Raw genomic sequence first — 22,628 nt, 5'->3', positions numbered from 1 at the left:
GTGCGGCTCGTTCGGAAGTTGCGTCCGTGGCGGGCATGACGACAGTGGCAAAACGGGGCCCTCGAGTGGCCCGATCCCTCACCAATCGGAATTTCAACTCGGCTCTCATGGAAACCTCGACGTAACGCAGGACGTCGCGTACGTTCCGTATACACATACGTTTTGGCTGAAAATGGTTGGCCGACGGAGAACGCCGGACGCGGGCGGGATGGAGCCGAGATGAGCGAGATCAACGGCAAGCGCGGCGTGCTGGCGCGGGCCTTCGACATCCTCGGCTGCTTCACCGGCGGCGAGCCCGAGCGCTCGGTCGCCGACATCTGCGCGGTGACCGACCTGCCGCCGGCGACCGTGCACCGCATGCTGGCCACCCTCTCCGAGCACGGCGCCATCGAGCGGACCGGCCGCGGCCGCTACCGGCTCGGCCCGCGCCTGTGGCGGCTCGGCCACGGCGTCCCGGACATCCGGCTGCTGCGCGACTGCGCCCGCCCGGCCCTGGTCGACCTGCACGCGAGCACCCGGCTGCCGGTCGCCCTGGTGACCCGCGAGGGCGACCGGCTGCACATCATCGACAAGATCGCCGGCCGCAACACGGTCCGGGTCTGGGAACAGCTCGGATCGCCGGCGCTGGACGAGCACCCCGCGGGCCTGGTCCTCCTGGCCTGGGGGCACGACCCGGACCGCCGGCCCGCGTCGCGCCCGTTGCGCAGCGAGGAGCAGTTCGCCTGGCGGCAGACGCTCGCCCAGGTCCGGCAGATCGGCTTCGCGCACTCTCCCACCGGCGCACAGCACACCTCCCCGCTGGTCTGGGCGGCCGCGCCCGTCTTCGCCGAGGACCAGACGGTGAGCACCTGCGTGATGATCGGCGGTCGCCGGGGCCAGCATCCGCCGGTGTCACTGGGCCGCCAGGCCCGGACCACCGCCCGGGACATCTCCGCCGGCCTGCGCGGCGCTCCGGACGAACAGACGCTCGGCAAAACGCACGTCTGGAGGGACGGTTTCCCGACCGGTCCCGGGCCGGCCGGGCGATCGGCCGCATCGTCCGCCGGGTGAGGGTGAGGGTGCGGGGTGCACCGGTGACGCGGGGAGCGGGACCGGGCCGCTCGGCAGCCGGCTCCTGAGCCGGGGCGGGCGGCGGTGTGCGGCTGCTGTGCGTGCGGAGCCGTCGCCGTACGGACGGCGGCCTGCCCTGCCGACCGGAGAGGGCGTCGGCCTTCACACCCTTCGGCGCGGGGAGCGCCGGATTCGTGTGGCTCCCCCGGCGGCTTTCACGTCCCTTCCGGCCGTTCACCTCCGGCCGGGCCCTTCCGCCGGGCACCGGCCGGACGGCGCGGTGCCCGGCGGCATCCGGTGTCCGGCCGAGGGCGGCACCGCCACCGGCCGACGGACCCGGCCGTCGCCCGCCGCGTGCCCCGAGCGTTGACGCTGTCCGCCCGTGCCCCGGACGGCGAGGCCTTCTCCCTGGCGCGAGCCGAGGACCGGACGTCACCGGGCCACCGGACCGGCCGACGCGCGCGGGCTGTTCCGGCCGACAGGCAGGTGGTGCCGCCGTGCGGGCCGTTCCGGCCGGCAGGTGCGCAGCCGTGCGGGCTGTTCCGACGGGCAGGTACGCGCCCGTCCACGTCGTTTCGCCCGGCCGCGGAGTCCTCCGTCGCACCCCGCTCACCAACTCGCTTTCCGCTGGATGCGAGCCACGGACCGCTCGGCGCCCGCTGCTCCGAGACTGGTCACCGCGGGTCGCCGGGCGGCCCGCAGGACCCCACCAGCGAGAGGACAGCCGTGAGCGTCGCCTCCCCCACGCCGCACCAGGCCGGCGCGACCGCGCAGCTCGTCGACTTCGTCCGTCGGCGGGACCGCCGCGCCGAGCCCGCCACCCGGGCGGCCCTGCGCGGCCTGACGGTCGACACCGTCGGGGTCGCCGTCGCCGGGCTCGGCACTCCGGCGGCCGTGCTGGTGCGCGACTGGGTCGAGGACCAGGCGCCGTCCGGTGCCGGCGCGCCGTCCGATGCCGCCGCACCGGCCGGGACGGCGGCCGTGTGGGGCTCGACGAGCAGGCTCGGGCCCGCCGCCGCCGCCCTGGTCAACGGCACCGCCGCGCATGCCCTGGACTGGGACGACGCCGCTCCCTCGATGGCCATGCACCCCGCCGCGGTCCTGCTGCCGACGCTCTTCGCGCTCGCCGCCCGCCGTCCGGTGACGGGCGCCGAGCTCGACGCCGCCTACAGCGTCGGTTCCGCCGTCTTCCGGGCCGTCTCGGAGGTGCTCCCGCACGCCGTCCACTACGGCCGGGGCTGGCACAACACCTCCACCACCGGACGGCTGGCCGCGACCGCGGCCGGCTGCCGCCTGCTCGACCTGGACGGCGAGGTGACCGCCCACGCCCTGGGCATCGCCGCCTCCCAGGCGTCCGGGAGCCTGGCGAACTTCGGCACGATGACCAAGCCGATGCACGCCGGCCTGGCTTCCCGGGACGCCGTGATGGCCGTGGGGCTGGCCCACCGGGGCTTCACCGCCAACCCCGCCCAACTGGAGGCGCGCGGCGGCTTCCTGGACCTCTTCGGCGACCACGACCCGCGGCGCACGGCGGTCCTGGGGGAGCGGCTGGAGCACTGGGTGTCCGGCTGGGTCGACGACTACGCGATCAAGGCGTATCCCTCCTGCTTCGCCACCCAGCGCGCGATCGACGCGGGATTCTCCCTGCGCGAGGAGCTGGGGGCCGACGTCGACCGGATCTCGCGGATCGAGGTGACCCTCGAGCACGGCGGCACCCGTCCGCTGCGGGACACCGGGCCGGGCAACGGGCTCGAGGCCAAGTTCTCCCTGGAGTACACCCTCGCCGTCGCCCTCCTGACCGGGAACGTCCTGCTCGGCGACTTCACCGACGAGGCCCTGAAACGTCCGGGGGTGGCCGAGCTGATGGCCCGGATCGAGCTCGCCGAGCGGCCGCCGGCCGAGGAGCCGGGCCACACCGTCGTCCGGCTGCACACCGGTGACGGCCGGCTCCTGGTCCGCGACGTCCACCACTCCCGCGGCGACTCGCACCGGCCGCTCTCGTCCGCCGAGCTGGCCGCCAAGTTCCACCAGTGCGTGGGGCGGGGACCCGCGAAGGCGTCCTGGTTCGACGCGCTCCACGCCGTCCCGGACGCCGACGAGCCCCGGGACCTGCAGACACTCCTCGCCGGCCCGCCCGCCCACGGCTGACCCGGCCCGCCTCCCCGGCCGCGACCCGCATCGCGCCGCCGTACCGACACCAGGAGAAACTGGACCATGACCGACACCTTCACCGAGGAAGCGACCAGCCGCTTCGTGGAACTGCCGAGCGGGCGCGTCCACTACCACGAGTACGGCGAGGGCCACCCGCTCGTCCTGCTGCACGGTTCCGGCCCCGGTGCGACCGGCTGGAACAACTTCGCGGCGAACATCCGCGAGCTGGGCAAGCGGTTCCGCTGCCTGGCCGTCGACATGCCCGGCTGGGGCAAGTCCGACCCGGTCGGCTACGACGACCGCGACCACGCCGCGACCGCGCTGGAGTTCCTCGACGCCCTGGGGATCGAACAGGCGGCGTTCATCGGCAACTCGATGGGCGGTGCCACCTCGGTCATGTTCGCCGCGACCCACCAGGAACGGACCAGCCACCTCGTCACCATGGGCGCCGGGGTCGGCGGCGCCCACCTCTTCGTCCCCGGCGGCGGGCCGAGCGAGGGCGTGAAGGTGCTGCAGCGGACCTACCGCGAGCCCACCGAGGAGAACTTCCGCGACCTGGTCGACGTCATGACCTTCGACCCGGCGCACGCCTCGCCGGAACTGGTCCGCCGGCGCCACCGGGCCGCGGTCGAGCGCCCGGACCACCTCATCAACTTCGCCGACGGCATCGGCCGGCCGCGCCCGCACATGGCCACCCACGCCCAGATCGCCGGCATCACCGCACCGTCCCTGTTCGTCCACGGCCGCGACGACCGGGTCGTGCACTACGAGAGCTCGCTGAAGCTCGTCTCGCTGGTGCCCCGCTCCCGGATGGTGCTGCTGGCCGGCTGCGGCCACTGGGCCCAGCTCGAGCACGCCGACGAGTTCAACCGCACCGTCACCGACTTCCTTCTCCACAACTGAGGAAGAAGAGGAAGAAAGGGCTTCTGCCATGCACGAGGTACACGAGCGGATCCTGGCCCGCGCCGAGGAGATCGCCGCCGAGGCCGCACCCAGCGACGAGCTGGGCCGGCTGACCGACAAGGCCGCCGGGGTGCTGCGTTCCAGCGGCGTCATCCGGATGCTCCAGCCGGCCGAGTTCGGCGGCCACGAGGCCAGTCCGGTCGACTTCTTCCGCACCCTGCGTGACATCGGTGTCCACTCCTCCTCCGCGGGCTGGGTGGCCGGCGTGGTCGGCGTCCACGCGTTCGAGGTGGCCCAGATGGACATCGCCCTGCAGAAGGAGATCTGGGGTGAGGACCCGGACACCTGGATCGCCTCGCCGTACGCCCCCCTGGGGCGCGCGACCCCGGTCGAGGGCGGGTTCCGGTTCAGCGGACGCTGGCCCTTCTCCTCGGGCACCGATCACTGCCGGTGGATCATCCTCGGCGGCCTGATCGTGGACGAGGACGGCAAGCCGGTCCCGGGCGGACTGCGCCACTTCGTCCTTCCCCGCGAGGACTACGAGATCGTCCAGGACTCCTGGGACGTCGTCGGGCTGCGCGGCACCGGCAGCAAGGACATCGTGATCGAGGACAAGTTCATCCCGGAGCACCGGATCCTCGACCCGGCCCCGATGGAGGACGGCGGCCTGGCCCACCGGGTCGGCCGCGGTGACGCGCCGCTGTACCGGATGCCCTTCCACCCGATGTTCACCGCGGGCATCACCACCGCCACGGTCGCGATGGCGCAGGGTGCCCTGGCCGCGTTCATCGCCTCGATGCGGGGCCGGGTCACCGCACGCGGAGTGAAGACCGCCAACGACCCGCACCAGCTCGCCGTGCTCGGCCGGGCGATCTCCGACCTGGAGGCGGGCGAGGTCCAGCTCTTCGACGACATCGAGCGGATGTGGGAGCAGGCACGGCGCGACGAGCGGTTCTCGCCCGAGGAACGGCTGAGGGTCCGCCGCAACCAGGTCCGCATAGCCCGGCGCGCGGTGGACGCCGTCGACGAGCTGTTCCTGCACGCCGGCGGCTCGGCGCTGCGCAGCGACTCGACGCTGCAGCGCTGCTGGCGTGACATCCACGCCGCGATGAACCACGCCAGCAACAACGCCGACCCGATCTACCAGGCCTACGGCCTGAACACCTACGGACACCCGCTGCCGGCGTCGGTGCTCTTCTGAGGGCGGGGTCGGGGGCGGGGCGGGAACGGGACCGGCCGGGCACCCGGGGCCATGAGGGGCGCACGCGCGTCGACGGCCGCTCGAACCGCGAGCGGCCGCGGGCTTCCTGTGCGCCTTCCTCCGAACCGGTGACATGAGAGGGGCGGGCTGCGGTCGAGCGCCGGGATCGGGGTGACCAGTGCTTGTGTGGTCATCTCAGCATCCGATCGCACAAGGAGTACCGCCATGCCGTCACGGCCATCGGACATCTCGTACACCGTGCCAGGGATGAACACCCAGGACAGCCTGGGAATCATCGAGCTGCTGCAGATGCGTCTGCACTCCCTCAACGACCTCCACCTGACCCTCAAACACGTGCACTGGAACGTCGTCGGACCACATTTCATCGCCGTGCACGAGATGATCGACCCTCAGGTCGAACAGGTCCGCTCCATGACCGACGACCTCGCCGAGCGGATCTCCACACTCGGCGGAGAGCCCAACGGCACCCCGGGTGCGCTGGTGAACCAGCGCACCTGGGACGACTACTCGATCGGCCGTGCCGAGGCCATCGAGCACCTCGGGGCCCTCGATCTCGTGTACACCTCCGTCATCAAGGACCACCGGGAGGCCATGCAGTCCACCGAGACGTCCGACCCGGTCACCCAGGACATGCTCATCGAGCAGCTGCGCGGCCTGGAACTCTTCCAGTGGTTCGTCCGCGCACACCTGGAATCCAGCGGCGGCAAGCTCAGCACCCGCGGTGCCTCCACGGAGAGCGGGGCCGCGGGGCAGGCGGCGGAACAGGCACGCACCCAGCCCTGACCGGGCCGGACGTCCACCGGACCGGCCCCGCCGAGTGGCGAAGCCGGTCCGCGGCAGGACCGGCGGGTCTCATCGTCCGCCCGGCGGGAGGGCCCGTCCTGTACGACCGGCTGCGCGTCGGCCGCCGCGGCCGGCCCGCCGCGCCGAACGGGCCCGTCCCGACCACCGGACGACGACAACGATTCCGGCGAGAAGACCCAGCCACCGGCGGCCCGTCCGGGTGCCGGCCCAAGGGGAGCGGACGGCGTGGCGCCCGACGCTCCCCACCGTACGAGGCCGGTGGACGGGTTCCACGGCCGGTGGCGGGGCCGCTTCCCCGGTCCGGGACACCTCCTGCGCGATCCGCTGCCATACCCGTGGCGGGGGCGCGGTCGGCAGATCGGACTCCTCCACGCCGCGTGCGGCGGCCACGACCCGTGCCATCAGGTTCAGCTCCTCCCGGCAGCGGCGGCACAGCGCGATGTGCCGCAGGGCATCGGCGTCGTCGCTCGAAACGCCGTTGCCCAGTGCCAGTTCCACCAGGTGCGCGGGCTCGACGTGTGCCACGTACCCTCCTGATCTCGTGCTCCGTGCGCTGTCCACGCGTACCGATGCCCGGGTGATCCGCGCGCGGACGCGCTCGCGCGCCGGTCCGGTCTCAGGCCGGGACAGGCTCCGCCGTGACGACCAGGTTGGCCTGGTAACCGCCCGCCTCGGGGACGAACGGGGGCGCGCAGGTGACGAGGGTGAGAACCGGGGGACCGGTCCGCCGGAACGTCGAGGACGGAAGGCCGTCCTTCGGTACCGTCGCACGCGCGACGACGCGGTAGACCGCCGGCCCGGCGCCGGCGCGCCGCACTTCGACCCGGTCCCCGGGCCGCACGTCGTAGAGTGCGGCGAACTCGCCGAGGGCACCGGTGTCGCCGTCCACGTGTCCGACGAGCACGGCCGACCCCCGGGGGCTCCCCGGCGCGGGACCGAAGCGGTACCAGCCGGCGACGGCGGGATCCTCGGGTATGGCCATCGCGCCCCGGCCGGTGACGCCCACCGGCCGGACCCGGGCGTCCAGGTCCACGCCGCCCACCAGAACGCGCTCCGGTGGGGGTTCCCGCTGTTCGCCGCGCGGGGACGGACGCGGCGACGGCTCGGTTGCGCCGGGGAGTTCACCCGGCGCGGCGGCCCGTGCGGAGGCCGCCGGCCCGAAGTCGGGCGGCGGGGGCCCCTGGTCCGAGGGCCCGGCGCGCAGGGTGGCGACCGCCGCCAGAGCGGCGGCCGCCACGGCGAGGCCGGTCAGCCGTCGCGCGGTGTCACCCACGCCGGCCCGCGGCCCGGCGCACCGCCAGGACGCCCGCCAGCGCCGCCGTTCCGGCCACGGCCGCCCAGGCGGCCCACTGGTCGGAGGAGTTCGAGGCGACCGCGGCACCGTTGCCGCCCGCGTGGACGCCGTTCGGCGCGGATTCCATGCCGCCGAGCGTCTGGGTCGCCAGCGCCAGGTTCTTGTCCGCGGCGCTGCCCCAGGCGTAGACGACGTTGGTGCTGCCCTCCTCGAGGGCCAGGTCGGCCGGGCCGATCGCCACGGTGTCCGTGCCGGCGAGCACCACGTCGGCCGGGACGGTGCCGGCGTCGACCACGGTGGTGTCCTCCTTCGGGTTCTCCAGCCCCTTGAAGACGGGCTGCCCGCCCGCCCGGACGTCCACGGCCGGGGCGGCGGCCACGTGACGCACGGTCAGCCGTGCCTTGCCCGCGTCGACCGTGGAGACGTCATTGACGAAGGCCGTCAACTGGGGCTTGCCGTCGGCGGAGAGGTGGGCGGCGATCGTGGCGTTCGCTCCCGCGGGCACCTCGATCTTCTTCTCGACCGCGGGGGTGCCGTCGGGGCCCTGACCGGCTTCGAAGAGCTGGATGTCGTAGGTGCCGGCGTCGAGGGACTGCGGGTCGGTCACCGTGCCGGGCTCGAAGTCGCCGAGCAGTTCGTCACCGTTGGCGTAGACGTCGACGGTCAGGCCGGGAACGCCGTGGAAGACGGACACCATGGCGGTGTCGTCACTGCCGGCGGTGGGGGCCGCCAGGGCGGGCGCGGCCACGCCCAGGGCGAGGGCGCAGGCTCCGGCCGAGGCGGCGAGGGTGAGGGAGGTCCGGGAGGTCATGAGGATCATTCCTTCGGTGAGGGGATCCGCCGGTCGCGGAGTCTCGTATCTGTTTCGTGCGGGACGCCTGCGCGGATGCGCCCGGCACCGGTGTTCCGGTCCGCCTACGCGGCGGTTTCGTCGGCGCGGCCCTGCTCGATGCTCAGGCGCAGCCGGAGCAGACCACGGCGGGCATGGCTCTTCACGGTGCCCAGGGGCATTCCGGTGCGCTCGGCGATCTCGGCCTGGGTCAGGTCCTCGTAGAAGGCCATGCAGAGCACCTCGCGCTGGGCGTGCGGCAGCCGGGACAGTTCGTCGACCAGGAGCACCCGGTCCAGGACGTCGTCCGGTGCCACCTCGTGGTGGTGCCGCGTACCGGCGTCGTGGGCCACCGAGTCGGCCAGCGTGAGGCGTTTCGTCCGGGCCGCCAGGGCGTCGACGATCTTCCGGCGGGTGATGCCGACGAGCCAGGCACCGAGGGGGCCCCGCTCCGGACGGAAGCCGTCCCGCCCGCGCCAGGCGCCGAGGAACACCTGCTGGGTCACGTCGTCCGCCTCGTAGGTGTCGCCGAGCGAGCGGGTGGCCATCGTGTGGACGAGTGAGCCCCAGCGCCGGTAGACCGCGGCGAACGCGTTCTCGTCCGCGGCGCGCAGGCCACGGGCCAGTTCGCCCTCGTACGAGGCTTCGTCCGCCGCCGCGGGGCGGAGACCGGTGGACCGCGTCTTCGTGCTCATGGCCTTGTTCCTCCTGCGTGCGTCCTGTGCGGGGCGGAAGGCCGACTGCCACGCCTGCCGGCCGGCAGGCGCGCTCTGACCGAGTGCCTGGACTACAGTGTGGAGAGCCGAAACGACGCAAACAACATGCGTCGATTGTGCGTCGAAAGAGGGAAGTGTGCGTACGGACGGAGACGTCGAGGAGAGCGGGAGCGCGCCGCGCGGCGGCGGGCTGACCACCGGTGAGGTGGCGAGGCGCCTGGGGGTGGCGCCCACCACCGTCCGGACGTGGGACCGCCGCTACGGTCTCGGCCCCACCGCGCACACCGGTGGCCGGCACCGCCGCTGGACCGACGCGGACGTGGCCCGGCTGGAACGGATGTGCGCGCTGACGGCGACCGGACTGCCACCCGCCGAGGCCGCCCGGCTGGCGCTCGACGAGGTGACGCCCGACACGCCCGCGCCCCGGGTGACGCGCACCGCTCCCTCTCCCGCGCCGGCCGCCCGCCGGCGCAGCCGGGCCGGCGCCGGCCTCCGGCTGGGCGACGTGCGGCAGGAGTGCAGAGGAGTCGCGCGCGCGGCCCTGCGCCTGGACGCCGCCGCCCTCGACGAACTGCTGGGAACGGCGATGGAGGAACACGGCCTGGTCACCGCCTGGACCGAGGTGATCGTGCCGACGCTGCAGGCGGTCGGCCGCAAATGGGAGAGCTCGGGCGAGAGATACGTCGAGGTCGAGCACTTCCTGTCCTGGCACGTCTCCGGCGCGCTGCGGCGCCACGCCCCGCCCGTGGCCGCCGACCGGCCCGGCGCCACCACGGTGCTCGCCTGCGTCCCCGCGGAGAACCACACGCTGCCGCTGGAGGTACTGGCCGCCGCACTGGCCGAACGGGGTCTCCCGGTGCGCATGTTCGGCGGCGCGCTGCCCGTCGAGTCGCTCGTGGCCGCCGTACGCAGGACCGGGCCGGTCGCGGTCGGGCTGTGGGCGCAGTCGCGGACCACCGCGAGCAGGCCCCTGGCCCAGCACGTGGCCGCGATGGAATGGGGGGTGCGCGGCGCGCGCAGGAAGCCGGTCGTCCTGACGCTCGGACCCGGCTGGGCCGGGCAGGCGGTGCCGGGGCTGCCACGTCCGCAGGGACTCGCGGAGGCGGTCACGGCGGTGGAGTCGGTCGCGCTCAGGTGATCCGGCGGGCCCGGCGGGTACCGGGTCGTGGTGGCGCCTGGCCTCACCGGCCACAACGTGCTCGGGTGGACGTGGTGCGCGGCCGGTCCCGCCACCGCTCGCGACGCCCCGCCGACGACGCGTTCCGCAACGCGGCGCGGCGAGGTGGGACGGGTGCGGCGGCGTGGGCCGAAGGGCGCGCCACAGGACGAGTGCCGGCCCTCGATGCGGAGGGAATCTCGCGGCGAAGGAAGAGGAACATGGACACACGGCACCGTGGGTCTTTGGACACCGTCGTCGTCGGAGCAGGTCTCGCGGGCCTGGCCTGCGCCCTGGACCTGTGCCGCGCCGGGCGGCGGGTGGCCCTGCTGGAGGCGTCCGACGGCGTGGGCGGCCGGATGCGCACCGACCGGCGGGACGGGTTCCTGCTCGACCGTGGATTCCAGGTGTTCAACACCTCCTATCCTCAGGTGAAGCGGCGCCTCGACCTGCGCGGTCTGCGGCTGAGGCCCTTCACGCCGGGCATCACCGCGCACACCTCGACGGGCCCCGTCCACCTCGCCGATCCGACCCGGCGGCCGAGGTCGGCGGGGACCCTGCTGCCCGGGCGGGTCCTGCCGGCCCGCGACCTGGCCGCGATGGCGACGCTCACCGCGCGGGACGCCCTCCTGCCCGCCGGACTCCTCACACGACGTCCGGACGGCTCGACCGCCGCCGCCCTGTCCCGCGCCGGTCTGTCGGCCGGGACGGTCACCGAGATCCTGCGGCCGTTCCTGTCCGGCGTGTTCCTGGAGGACCGGCTGGAGACCTCCGCCCGCTTCTTCCACCTGGTCTGGCGCAGCATGGTCAGGGGAACGCTCTGCCTGCCCGCCGACGGCATCGGCGCCGTCCCCGCCCGGCTGGCCGGCGCTCTGCCCGACGGCGTCCTGCGGCTGGAGACACCGGTCACCGCGCTCACCGCGTCGGGGGTCCTCCTGGGGGACGGCCGCGAGCTGCCGGCCAGGTCCGTCGTGGTGGCGACGGACGCCGCCACCGCGGCCCGTCTGCTGCCCGGCCTGGCCGTGCCCGACGGCCGTACGGTCACCACGTACTACCACGCCGCCGCGCGCACCCCCCTGGCCGAGCCGACCCTGCTGGTGGACAGCACCGGCACGGTGCTGAACACCTGTGTCCTCACCGAGGTGACACCCACCTACGCCCCGCCCGGTACCGCACTGATCTCCAGCTCCGTCCTGGGCGCCGACCGGCCCGGGGCCGACGGGGCGGTGCGCCGGCGCCTGTCCGAGCTCTACGGCACCGACACGAGCGGCTGGCAGCAGGCCGGCACGTACACCGTGACCGGGGCGCTGCCCGCGATGGAGCCGCCCTGGCCGCTGAGCCGCACGACGCGTTTCGCCACGGGCCGGTACGTCTGCGGGGACCACCGGGCGACCGGATCCGTACAGGGGGCGCTGGCGTCGGGCACGCGGGCCGCCCGGGAGGTGCTGAACGACCCGGCACCCGGTTGACCCGGGCCGGACCGCGTCCGGCGCATCCACCCGCGGCCGGCCCACGGAATCACCGCTGCGGCACATGACGCCGCCGACCTGCCCCTGCGACCGGGAGTGAGATGTGGACATCAACGGCGCGCGCGTGCTGGTGGCCGGAGCCACCGGCGTCCTCGGCCGTGCCCTCACGGCGGAACTGGCCGGCCGCGGAGCGCGCCCGGCGCTCGCGGGACGGGACCCGGCCCGCCTCGAGCGGGCCGCCCGGGCGCACCCGGGTGCTCCGACCTTCCTCTTCGACGCGTACGACCCCGCCTCCTGCGCCCGCGCCGTGCACGGCACGGCCGACGCCCTGGGCGGACCGGACGCGGTCGTGACGGCCTTCGGAACGGTCGCCTTCGGCCGGGCCGCGCAGATCGGGGACGAGATCGCGGAGCACCTGACGGCGGTCAACGTCCTCGCACCCGCCGCCTTCTTCCGCGCCGCGCTCGCCCTCATGGCACCCGGGTCCCTGATCGCCGCCTTCACCGGCGTGGTCGCCGAGCGCCCGCAGGCGGGGATGGCCGACTACAGCGCCTCCAAAGCCGCGCTGAGCGCCTGGCTCTCCGCCGCGCGCCGCGAGGCACGGCCCGCCGGCATCCGGGTCCTGGACATCCGGCCCGGACACCTGGACACCGGTTTCGCCGACCGGCCCGTCGCCGGCACGGCCCCGCCGATGCCCGCCGGCGGCGACCCGCGCCAGGTCGTCGCCGCCGTCGCCGACGCGATGGCGGCGGACGCCGAACTGCTGCGCACCGCCCCGGACGGCACCCCCGTCGTCGAACAGCGCGCCCGGTGAGCCGCCGCGGCGACGCCCCCGACGAGGCGTCCGATGTCGTCATCATCGGCGGAGGGGCGTCCGGACTCAGCCTCGCGCAGCACCTGACGGAGACCCCCTCCACCACCGTGACCCTGGTGGAACCACCGGACGGTCCGCGGCGGCCGCCCGAACGGACCTGGTGCTACTGGGACGAAGGCACCGGCGACTTCGACGAAGCGGTCGCGGCCTCCTGGTCCCGGCTGCGGATCCACGACGCCGACGGCGACCGGATCACCGTGGACCCGTCCCCGCTGCGCTACCGCATGCTCCGCTCCACGGCGTTCGAGCGGCTCGCGTACTCCCGCCTGGACAGCTCGCCCGGCGCCCGCGTCCTGCGCGCGACGGCGGACACGGTGCGCGACACGGCCGACGGAGCGGAAGTCCGGTGCACGGCACCCGACGGACGGACGCTGACCCTCCGCGCCCGCCACGTCTTCGACTCCCGCCCCCTGCCCGCCCTGCCCCCCGCCCGGACACAACTCCTCCAGCACTTCCGCGGCTGGTTCGTGCGCACGGACACCGACCGGTTCGATCCCGGGACCGCCGACCTGATGGACTTCCGGGTGCCGCAGCCGCACCACGGGCTCGCCTTCGGCTACGTACTGCCGCTGGCACCCGACAGGGCACTCGTCGAGTACACCGAGTTCTCCCGGACCCCCCTCACCACGACGGCGTACGAGGCGGCACTGGGCCACTACAGCCGGGAGATCCTCGGGCTCGGCACGTTCACCGTCGACACGGCGGAGCAGGGCGTCATCCCGATGACCGACGCACGCTTCCCCCGCCGCACCGGGAGCGCCGTCTTCCGCATCGGGACGGCCGGCGGCGCCACCCGCCCGGCCACCGGCTACACCTTCGCCGCCGTGCAACGGCAGAGCCGGGCCATCGCCGCCGCCCTGCACGACGGCCGGGCCCTCGTGCCCCGGCCGCACGGGCGGCGGGCCCTGGCCATGGACGCCGTCCTGCTGCGGGCCCTGGACACCGGGCGGATCGACGGCCCCGGCTTCTTCACCGGACTGTTCCGCCGCGTTCCGCCGGAACGGCTGCTGCGCTTCCTCGACGGCGGCACCTCACCCCGGGAGGAGTGGGGCATCGGCCTGCGCACCCCCATCGGCCCCATGCTCCGGACCGCCGTCGAAGTCCCTTTCCTGTCCCGTCGTACCCACCCCGTCCCACGCATCGGAGAGAGCCGGCGATGACACTGCTGCGCGACCGCGACCTGGCCCACGCCTTCGACCAGGCGTCGCACACCTACGACCGCCTCACCGCCCTCAACCCCGGTTACCGCGCAGACCTCCTGCGCTCGGCGAGACGGCTGCGGCTGCCCCGGGGCGGGGCCGGGCTGCACCTCCTCGACCTCGGGTGCGGGACGGGCGCCTCCACCCGGGCCCTCCTGCGGGCCGCGCCCCACGCCCGGATCACGGCCGTCGACGCCTCGTCGGGAATGCTCCGGCGGGCACGGGCCAAACCGTGGCCGGCCCACGTGCGCTTCCGGCACCTGACCGCAGAGGAAGTGGCCACGGCCGGGGAAGGGCCGTACGACGCGGTGTTCGCGGCCTACCTGTTCCGCAACGTCACCGACCCGGACGGCGTCCTGGCCGCCGTCCGGACTCTGCTGCGACCGGGCGGACGCCTCGCCGTCCACGAGTACAGCCTCAGCGGTTCGGCCGCCCACCGCGCCTTGTGGACGGCCGTGTGCCGGGGAGTGATCATCCCCGTGGGCACCCTCGGCGGCGACCGGGCCCTCTACCGCCACCTGTGGCACAGCGTCCTCGACTTCGACACGGCCCCCGGCTTCGCCGGCCGGCTCGGGAAGGCCGGGTTCACGGACGTGCGGGCCGTTCCCGTCGCCGGATGGCAGACCGGGATCGTGCACACCTTCCTCGCCCGCAACGGCTCCGCCACGACAGCGGAGGACGACCGATGAGCGGCGCGCACCGTGCCGCCCGGCGGGGCCGGGACCGCAAGGCCGAAGTCCTGATGCCCGCACCAGGCCGGGACCGGTTCGCCCGCGCGGACGCACCGGACGTCGCCGTGATCGGCGGGGGGATCGCGGGTCTCGCGGCGGCCACCCTCCTGGCCGAACGAGGCGCCCGCGTCACCCTCTACGAACGGGAGGAGTCGCTCGGCGGACGTCTCGCGGGATGGCGCACCCGCCTCGCCGACGGCAGCGGGGCGACCATGAGCCGCGGCTTCCACGCTTTCTTCCGCCAGTACTACAACCTGCGCGGCCTCCTGCGGCGTACCGATCCCGCGCTCGACCGCCTCAGTCCGCTGCCCGACTACCCGCTACGGCACAGCGGAGGGCTGACCGACAGCTTCGCCCGCGTCCCGCGCACCCCACCGTTCAGCGCCCTCGGGTTCGTCGCCCTCAGCCCCACCTTCGGCTGGCGCGACCTCACCGCCATGGACCCCCGGGCCGCGCTGCCCCTCCTCGACGTCCGGGTGCCCGAGGTCTACGAGCGCTTCGACTCCCTGAGCGCGACCCGGTTCCTGGAACGCATCCGCTTCCCCGAGGCCGCGCACCACCTGGCGTTCGAGGTGTTCTCGCGCAGCTTCTTCGCCGACCCGCGCGAACTGTCCGCCGCGGAACTCCTGCTGATGTTCCACATCTACTTCCTCGGCTCCGCCGAGGGCCTGCTCTTCGACGTGCCGAACGAACCCTTTCCCCAGGCCCTGTGGGAGCCGCTCGGCGACTACCTGGAGCGCCTCGGGGCCCACGTGCGCACCGGCACGCCCGTGCACGGCGTCCACCCGTGCGTCGACGGGGGAGTGGAGGTGCGGGCCGGCACCACCGCGGACCGTCACGAGGCGGTGGTGCTCGCCCTCGACCCCGGGGCCCTGCGCGGCGTCGTCGCGGCGTCCCCCGGTCTGGGCACCCCCGCCTGGCGCGAGGACATCGCCGCCCTGCGCACCGCCCCGCCCTTCACCGTCTCCCGGCTCTGGCTCGACCGGCCGGTCCGTGCCGACCGCCCCGGGTTCCTCGGCACCAGCGGCTACGACGGCCTCGACAACATCAGCGTCCTGGAACGCTACGAGGGCGAAGCCGCGCGGTGGGCCGCCCGTACCGGCGGCTCGGTCGTGGAACTGCACGCCTACGCCGCCGACGCGGAGCCCGGGGCGGTGCAGAGCCGGCTGATCGACAGCCTGCACCGGGTCTACCCGGAGACCCGGCCGGCGCGGATCGTGGACGCCCGCCACGAACGGCGCGCCGACTGCCCCCTCTTCCCGGTCGGCGCCCACTCCCGGCGGCCCGCCGTCCGCACCCCCGACCCCCGGGTGGCCCTGGCCGGTGACGCCATCCGCTGCGACCTGCCCGTGGCCCTGATGGAACGCGCCGCCACCACCGGCTTCCTGGCGGCCAACACCCTGCTCGCCGACCGGGGCGTCCGGGGCCAGGTGCTGTGGACGGTCCCCCGGTCGGGCCGCTCACCCGCGCTGCGGGCACTCGGCGCCCTCGCCGGACGCTGAGACCGGGCCTCGCGAGGAAGCCGGCCGGCGAAGAGGCTGCCCGGGGCCGGGGCGCACGAGCGGCCGGGGGGGGGGGGGGGGGGGGGCCCCCCCCCCCCCCCCCCCCCCCCCCCCCCCCCCCCCCCCCGCCCCCCGCCCCCCCCCCCCCCCCCCCCCGCGCCCGGCCCCGGCGGCCCCGGCGCCGGGGGGGGGCGCCCCCCCCCCCCCCGGGGGGGCGGGGCCCCCCCCCCCCCCCCCCCCGGCCGCTCAGCCCGGAAACCGCCCGGTGCTGCGCAGCGCCCAGCGCCGCTCCGCGTACGCCAGGTCGTCGCGCCACAGCCGGCCGGCCGTCCGGCGCATCAACGGGCGCAGTGCGGGCGCGGCGGCCCGTGCCAGCGCGAAACCCCGCCGCTCCGAGGCCGCGACGACCGCCTCGATCACGGCGGTACGCGGCCGCTCGTCGGCCTTGCCGGTCAGCGGCGTGGCATGGGTCTCGACCACGGACGTGGTCCCCTCGCCCTCGGTGATGCGCATGACGACCGTACGCGGCCCGGGAGCGGTGAACTCCGCCCGGACCGGCACCACCAGTGCGCCGGTCACCCGGAAGGAGACGTCGACGACGAAGGCGTCGTCCTCCTCGCCCCGCGGGGAACGGGCCACCGTCAGATCGACGAACGAGTAGGGGTGGAACCAGGAACCGTGCCACGGGTCCAGCCGGTTGGCGACCACGTCCTGCGGCTCGCACGCTCCCACCGCGGTGAACACGGCGTCCACCCCGCTGCCCGCGGCCGGCCGCACCGGCACCGGGGGCCGCTCCGTCGGCTCCTCACCGCCGACCCGGTCCAGCCGGACCCACACCAGGACACCGTCGTCATGGACGGGATACGGATCCCAGCCGGCGAACGAGCCGCCGTCCAGGGCCAGTCCGTGCCAGTGGCACACCAGCGTGCCGCACACCACCCGGCTGCCGCGCAGGGGAGCGCCGAGGTGCGGGCAGGCACCCGGACCGGCGTGCAGCTCGCCCGTGTCCGACCGCCACAGCACGACCTCGACTCCGCCCACCGTCCTGCCGTGGGGCCGGCCACCGGCCCGTACGTCCCGGGACGCACCGACGACGAACCAGTTTCCGGACGGACGGGCGGACGCCCGCTTGAGGACGTCGGCGATCAGCGCGGGGCGCGCCTCCCGCCAGGTCGGCGTCTGCGTCGCCCAGCCGGCCCGGCGCCGCCGTCGCAACGGCGGGGTCCAGCCGGTCCGTTTCGCCCTGTCCCTCACCGCACGGATCCTTTCCCCCGAAGCGCCGCGCGGGAGGCGTGGGGCACCCCGTCCGCGGCGCGGGCGCGCCACCGCGCCCGCATGATGTGGACGGCTCCCGCGGCGGCCGTGGCCGCACGGCGTCCGCGCGACACCACCGCCCGGCGGTGCAGCACCGTGTACCCCTGGTCCGCGATCGCGTCGAGGATGCCGCGGTAGAGGGTGAACGCGGTACGGATGCAGGGACGTACCCGCGGGTCGAGCATGGCGATGCCCGGCTCCGCCGCCCGGTACACCTTCCTGGTCATGGCCTCGGCGGCGACGAGCGCCTCGTGGATCCGCGAGTCGCGGCGCCCGGTGCGGCGGCTCCACTCCAGCAGGGGCCGGTCCACGCCGTGGGCGGCGAGCAGGTCCGCCGGCAGGTAGACGCGGCCCCGGTCCAGGTCCTCGCCGACGTCGCGCAGGAAGTTGGTGAGCTGGAAGGCGACGCCGAGGTCCGCCGCGTGCGGTGCCGCCTCCTCGCGTGAGGTGACCGTGCCGAGCACGGGCAGCATCTGCAGTCCGATCACCGCCGCCGAGCCGTGCATGTAGGCCCGCAGGTCGGCGTAGGTCGGATAGTCGGTGACGTGCAGGTCGCTGCGCATCGAGGCCAGGAAGTCGGCGAACAGCGTGTGGTCGATGCCGTACCGGGCGGAGGTGTCGGCCACGGCCCGGACCACGGGCTCGTCCCCGCCGCCCGTGCGCAGCCCGTGGGCGAGGTCGCTCTCCAGACGCCGCAGCAGCAGGTCCCGTTCCTTCGGCGTCCGGGGCCGGTCGAGGTCGTCCACGATGTCGTCCGCCCAGCGGGCGAAGCCGTACAGCGCGTGCACGGCGGAGCGGCGTTCCACCGGGAGCAGCCGGGTGGCCAGGAAGTAGGTTCTGCCGTGGCGGGCGTTGAGCCGTCTGCAACGGGTGTAGGCGGCGCGCAGCGCGGGATCGGTGATCCCGGCGGCGTCCAGTTCACGACGGGTCATGGATGCCTTCCTCGGCCGGGGGCGCGGCGGCACGTGCGACGCGCGGTGCCGGACGGGCGCGGACGGTGCGGACGGAACCGCCGCGGACGCCGCCGGTGACGCGCGCGGCGGCGAGCTTGCCGCTGATGAGCACCGTGGGCACGCCCACGCCGGGGGTGGTCCCGCAGCCGGCCAGCACGACGTTCTCGAGGCCGCGCACCAGATTGCGCGGGCGGAACGGGCCCGTCTGGGCGAACGTGTGGGAGACCGAGAACGGGCTGCCCGCCGCATGCCCCTGCGCGGCCCAGTCCAGCGGCGTCACCAGCATTTCCTCCCGGACGCTGTCCGTGAACCCGTCCAGGCCCCGGCGCTCCAGCTCGGCGACCAGGCTGTCGCGGTAGCGCGGACCCAGCTCCCGCCAGGCGGCGGCCGAGGGTCCGACGGCGGTGTTCGGGCACGGGGCCAGCACGTAGTGGAGGTGCCTGCCCGGCGGGGCCAGGGCGGGATCGTGCGTCGTCGGCCGGGTGATCAGCAGGGACGGGTCGCTCATCAGCCGCCCCGAACGGGTCAGCTCGTGGAAGGTGCGTTCCCAGGCCGCGCCGAAGGAGAGGGTGTGGTGGGCGAGACCGGGCCAGGTCCGGTCGGTCCCCGCGTGCAGGACCACGGCGGACGGCGAGTGACGCAGCCGCACCGGGCGCCGCGGGGCACGCCCCAGCAGCCGGTGCGCCGTGGACAGCTCGCAGGTCAGCACCACCGCGTCGCAGGGGATCCGCTCGCCCGACGCCAGACGTACGGCACGCACCCGGCCGGCCGAGCGTTCCAGGGCGGTCACCTCGGACGACCAGCGGAAGCCGGCGCCCGCGCCGGCCGCCGCGTCGGCCATGCCGCGGGGCAGCGCGTGCATGCCGCCCTTGGGAAACCAGACACCGGCCACGGTGTCCATGTAGGCGATCACCGCATACGCCGCGAGGGCCCTGGCCGGGGCGACTCCGGCGTACAGCGCCTGGAACGAGAAGACACGCCGCAGCCGGGGGTCGGAGAGGAAGTGGCCGATGCGGCGGTCCAGCCGTCCGAAGCCGCCCAGCCCCGCCAGGCGGGCCAGGTCCGGGTGCAGGAGCTGGAAGGGCGAGTCGAAGTTCGTGTCGATGAACCGGCGCATCTGCGCCCGGTACAGCCGCTCCAGCCACTCCCGCAGCCCGCGGTAGCCCGCCGCCTCGGCCGGCCCGGCGAACCGTCGCACCTCCGCCTCCATGGCCTCGCCGTCGGTGTGGACGTCGAGCGACGTCCCGTCCGCGAAGCGCGCCCGGTAGGCCGGGTGCAGGGCCGTCAGTTCGACGTGCCGGGCGAGGCTGTCGCCGACGGCGGCGAAGGCCTCGTCGGCCAGGTGCGGCATGGTCAGCACCGTGGGACCGGTGTCCACCTGGTAACCGCCGAGGCGCACGCGGCCGGACCGGCCGCCCGGGCCGGCGTCCCGCTCCACGACCGTCACCCGACGGCCCGCCCCCAGCAGATGCAGGGCACACGCGAGGCCGGACAGCCCGGCACCCACCACGACGACGTGATCCGTCGCCCCCGGCACGGTTCTCACGCGGCCTCCCCGGTCCGCTCCGGAGCGACGCCCGACGCCCGTTCGACCAGCGCGGCGAACTCCCGCCGTACGGCGGGGTCCGTGCCGGCCCCCGCGAAGTGCCGCAGGCTCGTCGCCGCCAGCTCCGTGATTTTGTCCTCCACGACCGTCCACGCACCGGTCCGCTTCAGTGCCGCCCGCATCCGCTCCACGGTCTCGTCCGACCGGGCGCAGGCGTGCGGTCCGAGCACGTCGGCCGCCTCCTGGTCCCCGGAGGCCTCCGCGAGCCGGAGGCCGACGGCGAGCAGGTAGGTCAGCTTGCGGGTCCGCAGGTCGTCACCGGCCGGCTTGCCCGTCAGGTCCGGGTCGCCGAAGGCGCCGAGGAGGTCGTCACGGAGCTGGAAGGCCAGCCCCGCGCACCGTCCGGCGGAGCGCAGCGCGTCCAGGGTCTGCGCGTCGGCGCCGGCCAGGGACGCGCCCAGCGCCAGCGGGCGCTCGACCGTGTACAGGGCGCTCTTGAGCGTGGCGATGCCCACCGCCTCGTCGACCCCGGACGATCCGGCGGCCTGCGCGTGGATGTCCCGGTACTGCCCCGCGACCATCTCGCCGCGCATCTCCCGCCACTCGCGGTGCAGCTGCGGGCCGCACGGCGAGCCGAGCGCCGTCTCGGTCAGCAGGTCGTCCGCCCAGACCAGGGCCAGGTCGCCGGCGAGTACCGCGGCGGATGTCGCGAACGCTTCGGGCGGACCCGTCATCCGCGCGGCGCGGTGCATGCGGGCGAGGTCGACGTGCACCGCGGGCGCGCCCCGGCGCAGCGGCGAACCGTCCATGACGTCGTCGTGGATGAGAGCGCACGCCTGCACCAGCTCGAGCGCGACTCCCGTCCGCAGCAGCGCCGTCGCGTCGCCCGAGCCGCCCGCCGCCCGCCAGCCGCACCACGCGAACGCCGTACGCAGCCGCTTCCCGCCCCGCCGGACGAACGCGGTGACCCGGCCGGCGACGTCACGCGCGAACAGCGGGTCCACGGCACGGGCCCCGCCCAGTCTCTCGTCGAGGACGTGCCCGAGCTCCGCCTCGACGGCGCGGACGGCGTCGAGGGCCGTGAGCGGACCGTCGACGGGCCCGATCGGTTCGGCCACGGTGGGCCCGAGTCCCCACATACACAACCTCTTCTCACTCTCGGTCACCTGCACACCAGTGCTTCCGCCGTGCGACCTTGTGCGGATGCGCTGATTCCTGCCCGTTACGGGGGCCGTCCCGGACGACAGTCACTCCACCGGCCCAGCGGCGTGGGTGCCCTGGCGGTGCGTCACCCGGACGCGTGCCCGCGCGCCGGCCCGGTGGTCCGGCCGGCACATCGGCCGCGCGGTGCGCCGGCCCGCGCCCGCGGGTCCGGCGTGATCCGGACGAGAGGCTCTAACGGTGCGGGGAGCCGGCCTGGTCGGCCCGGCCGCCGGCGCCGAGCAGCCCCGTGGCCTCGAACGGCTCCCCGGCGGTGAGACGAGGCAGCTCACGCCGCGACAGCATCGTCACCACAGGAGGCATCGCGGCGCGCACGAGCTGGGCCGACCGCAGCCAGCGGGGCACGTAGACGGACGGACGGCGCCGTTCGATCGCGGTGACCAGCCGGCCGGCCACGTACTCGGCGGGGTACACCTTGCGCGCCGGCGGCGGCATGTGGCCCCGGAGCTCCCGCAGCACCGCGTACTCGTCGGCGTCGCGGATCATGTCGGTGTCCGTCCAGTTGATGTAGGCGATCCCGACGCCCACACGCCGGTGGGCCACCTCCGCCTGCAGCGCGTGGGCGAACGATTCGACCCCCGCCTTCGACGCGCAGTACGCGCTCATCATCGGGGCCGCACCGATGGACGCGAGCGACGCGACCTGGAGGAAGTAGCCCCGGGTCTCGAACAGGTCCTCGAGGAACGTCCGGGCCGTGACGGCGCTGCCGATCAGGTTCACCTCGATCACCCGGCGCCAGACCGCGGGATCGGACTCGGCGAACGGCCCGCCCTCGGCCACTCCCGCGTTGGCGACCACCAGGGAGGGCGACCCGAACCGCGCACGGATCTCCGCGCCGGCCCGGGCCATGCCCCGGTCGTCCGTGACGTCGACCTCCCAGCACTCGGACACACCCGCCGGCAGGGAATCCCTGACCCGGGCCAGTGTTCTCTCCTCACGGCCGAGCAGCGCCACCTTCGCGCCCCGGCCGGCCAGATCCCGGGCCATCGCCGCACCCAGACCGCGTGCCGCTCCGGTCACGACAGCTGTCCGTCCGTGCAGCGGGCTCCCGGTGACCGGCATGGAACGCTTCCTCTCCCGCGGTGGCGTCCCCCTCCCCTCACGGTAGGGCCGGCCGCCGCCGTCGGCATGCGGGGCGCCGTCGCACCGGCTGCTCCGCCCCGTCCTCGGGTCCGGGTGCTGGAGGCGGGGGAGTTCCGTGGTGGCACCGGCACGGTGGCGCGGGCACTCCTCGCCGCGGCTGTCCCGCTGGTTACTATGCTCACTTCAGACCGGAGGCCGGAGGGGCGGTCGTGGACGGTAAGAGCGAAGAGTCGAACGGCCCGGGAGAATGCTGACCGAAGTCACCGCCACCCGCTACCTCACACCCCTGCGGTCCGGCGGGTCCGTGCCCGGCGTGTTCGAGGCCGACGACCTGGGCACCTACGTCGTCAAGTTGTCTGCCTAATGGCGCTGACCTGCGGCATTGTGGTTCTACGGGCCTCTGACCTGCGGGGATGCGTCTTTCAGTGTCTTTCAGCTTCGTACTGTGTTACGCAGCCGATTCTCCCCACGCGCTCCCCAGGGCCGTCGATACTCCCCAAATTCTCTCCAGAGACGCGTCTGGCGTAGCTGCGGTGACGCGGGTGAGTTGGTTCGCCTGCGGCTCTCGGGTCAGCACGCTGAGTGACTGCCGCGTCCGCTGTTTAGCGGAC

Annotated in this window: 20 protein-coding genes; 11 read left to right on the top strand and 9 right to left on the bottom strand. The window is 74.8% G+C overall.

Features of this window, described 5'->3' with window-relative positions; all coding sequences use genetic code 11:
* Positions 1-219 precede the first annotated feature (219 nt).
* From ACIF80_RS30940 to ACIF80_RS30920, 5 genes are all read left to right on the top strand, one after another.
* A complete protein-coding gene (locus ACIF80_RS30940; RefSeq protein ID WP_399810624.1) occupies positions 220-1,050 on the top strand; it encodes an IclR family transcriptional regulator in 831 nt (276 codons plus the stop codon).
* Positions 1,051-1,776: 726 nt separating this feature from the next.
* The gene (locus ACIF80_RS30935) at positions 1,777-3,198 is read left to right on the top strand and encodes an MmgE/PrpD family protein (protein ID WP_399810622.1); all 1,422 of its coding nucleotides are present in this window, start codon (positions 1,777-1,779) and stop codon (positions 3,196-3,198) included.
* A 66-nt stretch (positions 3,199-3,264) separates the two neighbouring features.
* Complete coding sequence (locus ACIF80_RS30930; RefSeq protein ID WP_399810620.1) at positions 3,265-4,104, top strand: alpha/beta fold hydrolase; 840 nt, start codon at positions 3,265-3,267, stop codon at positions 4,102-4,104.
* A 28-nt stretch (positions 4,105-4,132) separates the two neighbouring features.
* On the top strand, positions 4,133-5,305 hold the full coding sequence (locus ACIF80_RS30925) for a hydroxylase (protein WP_399810618.1): 1,173 nt from the start codon (positions 4,133-4,135) through the stop codon (positions 5,303-5,305).
* Between the two features lie 225 nt (positions 5,306-5,530).
* A complete protein-coding gene (locus tag ACIF80_RS30920) occupies positions 5,531-6,109 on the top strand; it encodes a Dps family protein (protein ID WP_399810616.1) in 579 nt (192 codons plus the stop codon).
* A 69-nt stretch (positions 6,110-6,178) separates the two neighbouring features.
* Here ACIF80_RS30920 and ACIF80_RS30915 read toward each other — a convergent pair whose 3' ends face one another.
* The 4 genes from ACIF80_RS30915 to ACIF80_RS30900 all read right to left on the bottom strand — a co-directional run bounded on the left by ACIF80_RS30915 (position 6,179) and on the right by ACIF80_RS30900 (position 8,948).
* Positions 6,179-6,655 (bottom strand): hypothetical protein, encoded by a 477-nt coding sequence (locus tag ACIF80_RS30915; RefSeq protein ID WP_399810614.1) that lies wholly within the window; start codon positions 6,653-6,655, stop codon positions 6,179-6,181.
* A 91-nt stretch (positions 6,656-6,746) separates the two neighbouring features.
* The gene (locus ACIF80_RS30910; RefSeq protein ID WP_399810613.1) at positions 6,747-7,403 is read right to left on the bottom strand and encodes a class F sortase; all 657 of its coding nucleotides are present in this window, start codon (positions 7,401-7,403) and stop codon (positions 6,747-6,749) included.
* A complete protein-coding gene (locus ACIF80_RS30905) occupies positions 7,396-8,235 on the bottom strand; it encodes a DUF4397 domain-containing protein (protein WP_399810612.1) in 840 nt (279 codons plus the stop codon). The genes ACIF80_RS30910 and ACIF80_RS30905 overlap by 8 nt, the downstream gene beginning before the upstream one ends.
* Positions 8,236-8,339: 104 nt before the next feature.
* Positions 8,340-8,948, bottom strand: a complete 609-nt coding sequence (locus tag ACIF80_RS30900) for an RNA polymerase sigma factor (protein WP_399810610.1) — start codon at positions 8,946-8,948, stop codon at positions 8,340-8,342.
* 157 nt (positions 8,949-9,105) lie between these two features.
* On the opposite strand from ACIF80_RS30900, the gene ACIF80_RS30895 reads away from it, so the two are divergent.
* The 6 genes from ACIF80_RS30895 (at position 9,106) to ACIF80_RS30870 (ending at position 15,900) form a co-directional block, all read left to right on the top strand.
* Positions 9,106-10,107 (top strand): MerR family transcriptional regulator, encoded by a 1,002-nt coding sequence (locus ACIF80_RS30895; RefSeq protein ID WP_399810609.1) that lies wholly within the window; start codon positions 9,106-9,108, stop codon positions 10,105-10,107.
* A 239-nt stretch (positions 10,108-10,346) separates the two neighbouring features.
* The gene (locus ACIF80_RS30890) at positions 10,347-11,594 is read left to right on the top strand and encodes an NAD(P)/FAD-dependent oxidoreductase (protein WP_399810607.1); all 1,248 of its coding nucleotides are present in this window, start codon (positions 10,347-10,349) and stop codon (positions 11,592-11,594) included.
* A gap of 103 nt (positions 11,595-11,697) precedes the next feature.
* The gene (locus ACIF80_RS30885) at positions 11,698-12,408 is read left to right on the top strand and encodes an SDR family NAD(P)-dependent oxidoreductase (RefSeq protein ID WP_399810605.1); all 711 of its coding nucleotides are present in this window, start codon (positions 11,698-11,700) and stop codon (positions 12,406-12,408) included.
* Positions 12,405-13,628: a lycopene cyclase family protein gene (locus tag ACIF80_RS30880; protein WP_399810603.1), complete on the top strand. Its 1,224-nt coding sequence runs from the start codon at positions 12,405-12,407 to the stop codon at positions 13,626-13,628. Before ACIF80_RS30885 ends, ACIF80_RS30880 begins: the two co-directional genes overlap by 4 nt.
* The gene (locus ACIF80_RS30875; protein WP_399810602.1) at positions 13,625-14,356 is read left to right on the top strand and encodes a methyltransferase domain-containing protein; all 732 of its coding nucleotides are present in this window, start codon (positions 13,625-13,627) and stop codon (positions 14,354-14,356) included. The genes ACIF80_RS30880 and ACIF80_RS30875 overlap by 4 nt, the downstream gene beginning before the upstream one ends.
* On the top strand, positions 14,353-15,900 hold the full coding sequence (locus ACIF80_RS30870) for an FAD-dependent oxidoreductase (RefSeq protein WP_399810601.1): 1,548 nt from the start codon (positions 14,353-14,355) through the stop codon (positions 15,898-15,900). The genes ACIF80_RS30875 and ACIF80_RS30870 overlap by 4 nt, the downstream gene beginning before the upstream one ends.
* Before the next feature lie 246 nt (positions 15,901-16,146).
* On the opposite strand, the gene ACIF80_RS30865 is transcribed toward ACIF80_RS30870, so the two are convergent.
* The 5 genes from ACIF80_RS30865 to ACIF80_RS30845 all read right to left on the bottom strand — a co-directional run bounded on the left by ACIF80_RS30865 (position 16,147) and on the right by ACIF80_RS30845 (position 21,996).
* On the bottom strand, positions 16,147-17,154 hold the full coding sequence (locus ACIF80_RS30865) for a DUF5914 domain-containing protein (protein WP_399810599.1): 1,008 nt from the start codon (positions 17,152-17,154) through the stop codon (positions 16,147-16,149).
* Positions 17,151-18,146: a phytoene/squalene synthase family protein gene (locus ACIF80_RS30860; RefSeq protein ID WP_399810598.1), complete on the bottom strand. Its 996-nt coding sequence runs from the start codon at positions 18,144-18,146 to the stop codon at positions 17,151-17,153. The genes ACIF80_RS30865 and ACIF80_RS30860 overlap by 4 nt, the downstream gene beginning before the upstream one ends.
* A complete protein-coding gene (gene crtI / locus ACIF80_RS30855) occupies positions 18,133-19,713 on the bottom strand; it encodes a phytoene desaturase family protein (RefSeq protein WP_399810596.1) in 1,581 nt (526 codons plus the stop codon). The genes ACIF80_RS30860 and crtI overlap by 14 nt, the downstream gene beginning before the upstream one ends.
* Positions 19,710-20,852: a polyprenyl synthetase family protein gene (locus tag ACIF80_RS30850; protein ID WP_399810595.1), complete on the bottom strand. Its 1,143-nt coding sequence runs from the start codon at positions 20,850-20,852 to the stop codon at positions 19,710-19,712. Before ACIF80_RS30850 ends, crtI begins: the two co-directional genes overlap by 4 nt.
* A gap of 256 nt (positions 20,853-21,108) precedes the next feature.
* Entirely contained in the window at positions 21,109-21,996 is an 888-nt protein-coding gene (locus tag ACIF80_RS30845) for an SDR family oxidoreductase (RefSeq protein ID WP_399810593.1), read from the bottom strand.
* Positions 21,997-22,628 lie beyond the last annotated feature (632 nt).

Source organism: Streptomyces sp. NPDC085927 (assembly GCF_044540975.1).
GTDB classification, from domain to species: Bacteria; Actinomycetota; Actinomycetes; order Streptomycetales; family Streptomycetaceae; genus Streptomyces; species Streptomyces hirsutus.
This window is presented reverse-complemented; position numbering and strand designations above follow the sequence as displayed.

What these genes read in the sequence shown, in the direction of transcription:
- ACIF80_RS30845 (WP_399810593.1), bottom strand. Translation starts at nt 21,996, where the DNA reads ATGCCGGTCACCGGGAGCCCGCTGCACGGACGGACAGCTGTCGTGACC.
- ACIF80_RS30900 (WP_399810610.1), bottom strand. Translation starts at nt 8,948, where the DNA reads ATGAGCACGAAGACGCGGTCCACCGGTCTCCGCCCCGCGGCGGCGGAC.
- ACIF80_RS30850 (WP_399810595.1), bottom strand. Translation starts at nt 20,852, where the DNA reads ATGTGGGGACTCGGGCCCACCGTGGCCGAACCGATCGGGCCCGTCGAC.
- ACIF80_RS30905 (WP_399810612.1), bottom strand. Translation starts at nt 8,235, where the DNA reads ATGACCTCCCGGACCTCCCTCACCCTCGCCGCCTCGGCCGGAGCCTGC.
- ACIF80_RS30930 (WP_399810620.1), top strand. Translation starts at nt 3,265, where the DNA reads ATGACCGACACCTTCACCGAGGAAGCGACCAGCCGCTTCGTGGAACTG.
- ACIF80_RS30870 (WP_399810601.1), top strand. Translation starts at nt 14,353, where the DNA reads ATGAGCGGCGCGCACCGTGCCGCCCGGCGGGGCCGGGACCGCAAGGCC.
- ACIF80_RS30860 (WP_399810598.1), bottom strand. Translation starts at nt 18,146, where the DNA reads ATGACCCGTCGTGAACTGGACGCCGCCGGGATCACCGATCCCGCGCTG.
- ACIF80_RS30890 (WP_399810607.1), top strand. Translation starts at nt 10,347, where the DNA reads ATGGACACACGGCACCGTGGGTCTTTGGACACCGTCGTCGTCGGAGCA.
- ACIF80_RS30875 (WP_399810602.1), top strand. Translation starts at nt 13,625, where the DNA reads ATGACACTGCTGCGCGACCGCGACCTGGCCCACGCCTTCGACCAGGCG.
- ACIF80_RS30925 (WP_399810618.1), top strand. Translation starts at nt 4,133, where the DNA reads ATGCACGAGGTACACGAGCGGATCCTGGCCCGCGCCGAGGAGATCGCC.
- ACIF80_RS30940 (WP_399810624.1), top strand. Translation starts at nt 220, where the DNA reads ATGAGCGAGATCAACGGCAAGCGCGGCGTGCTGGCGCGGGCCTTCGAC.
- ACIF80_RS30920 (WP_399810616.1), top strand. Translation starts at nt 5,531, where the DNA reads ATGCCGTCACGGCCATCGGACATCTCGTACACCGTGCCAGGGATGAAC.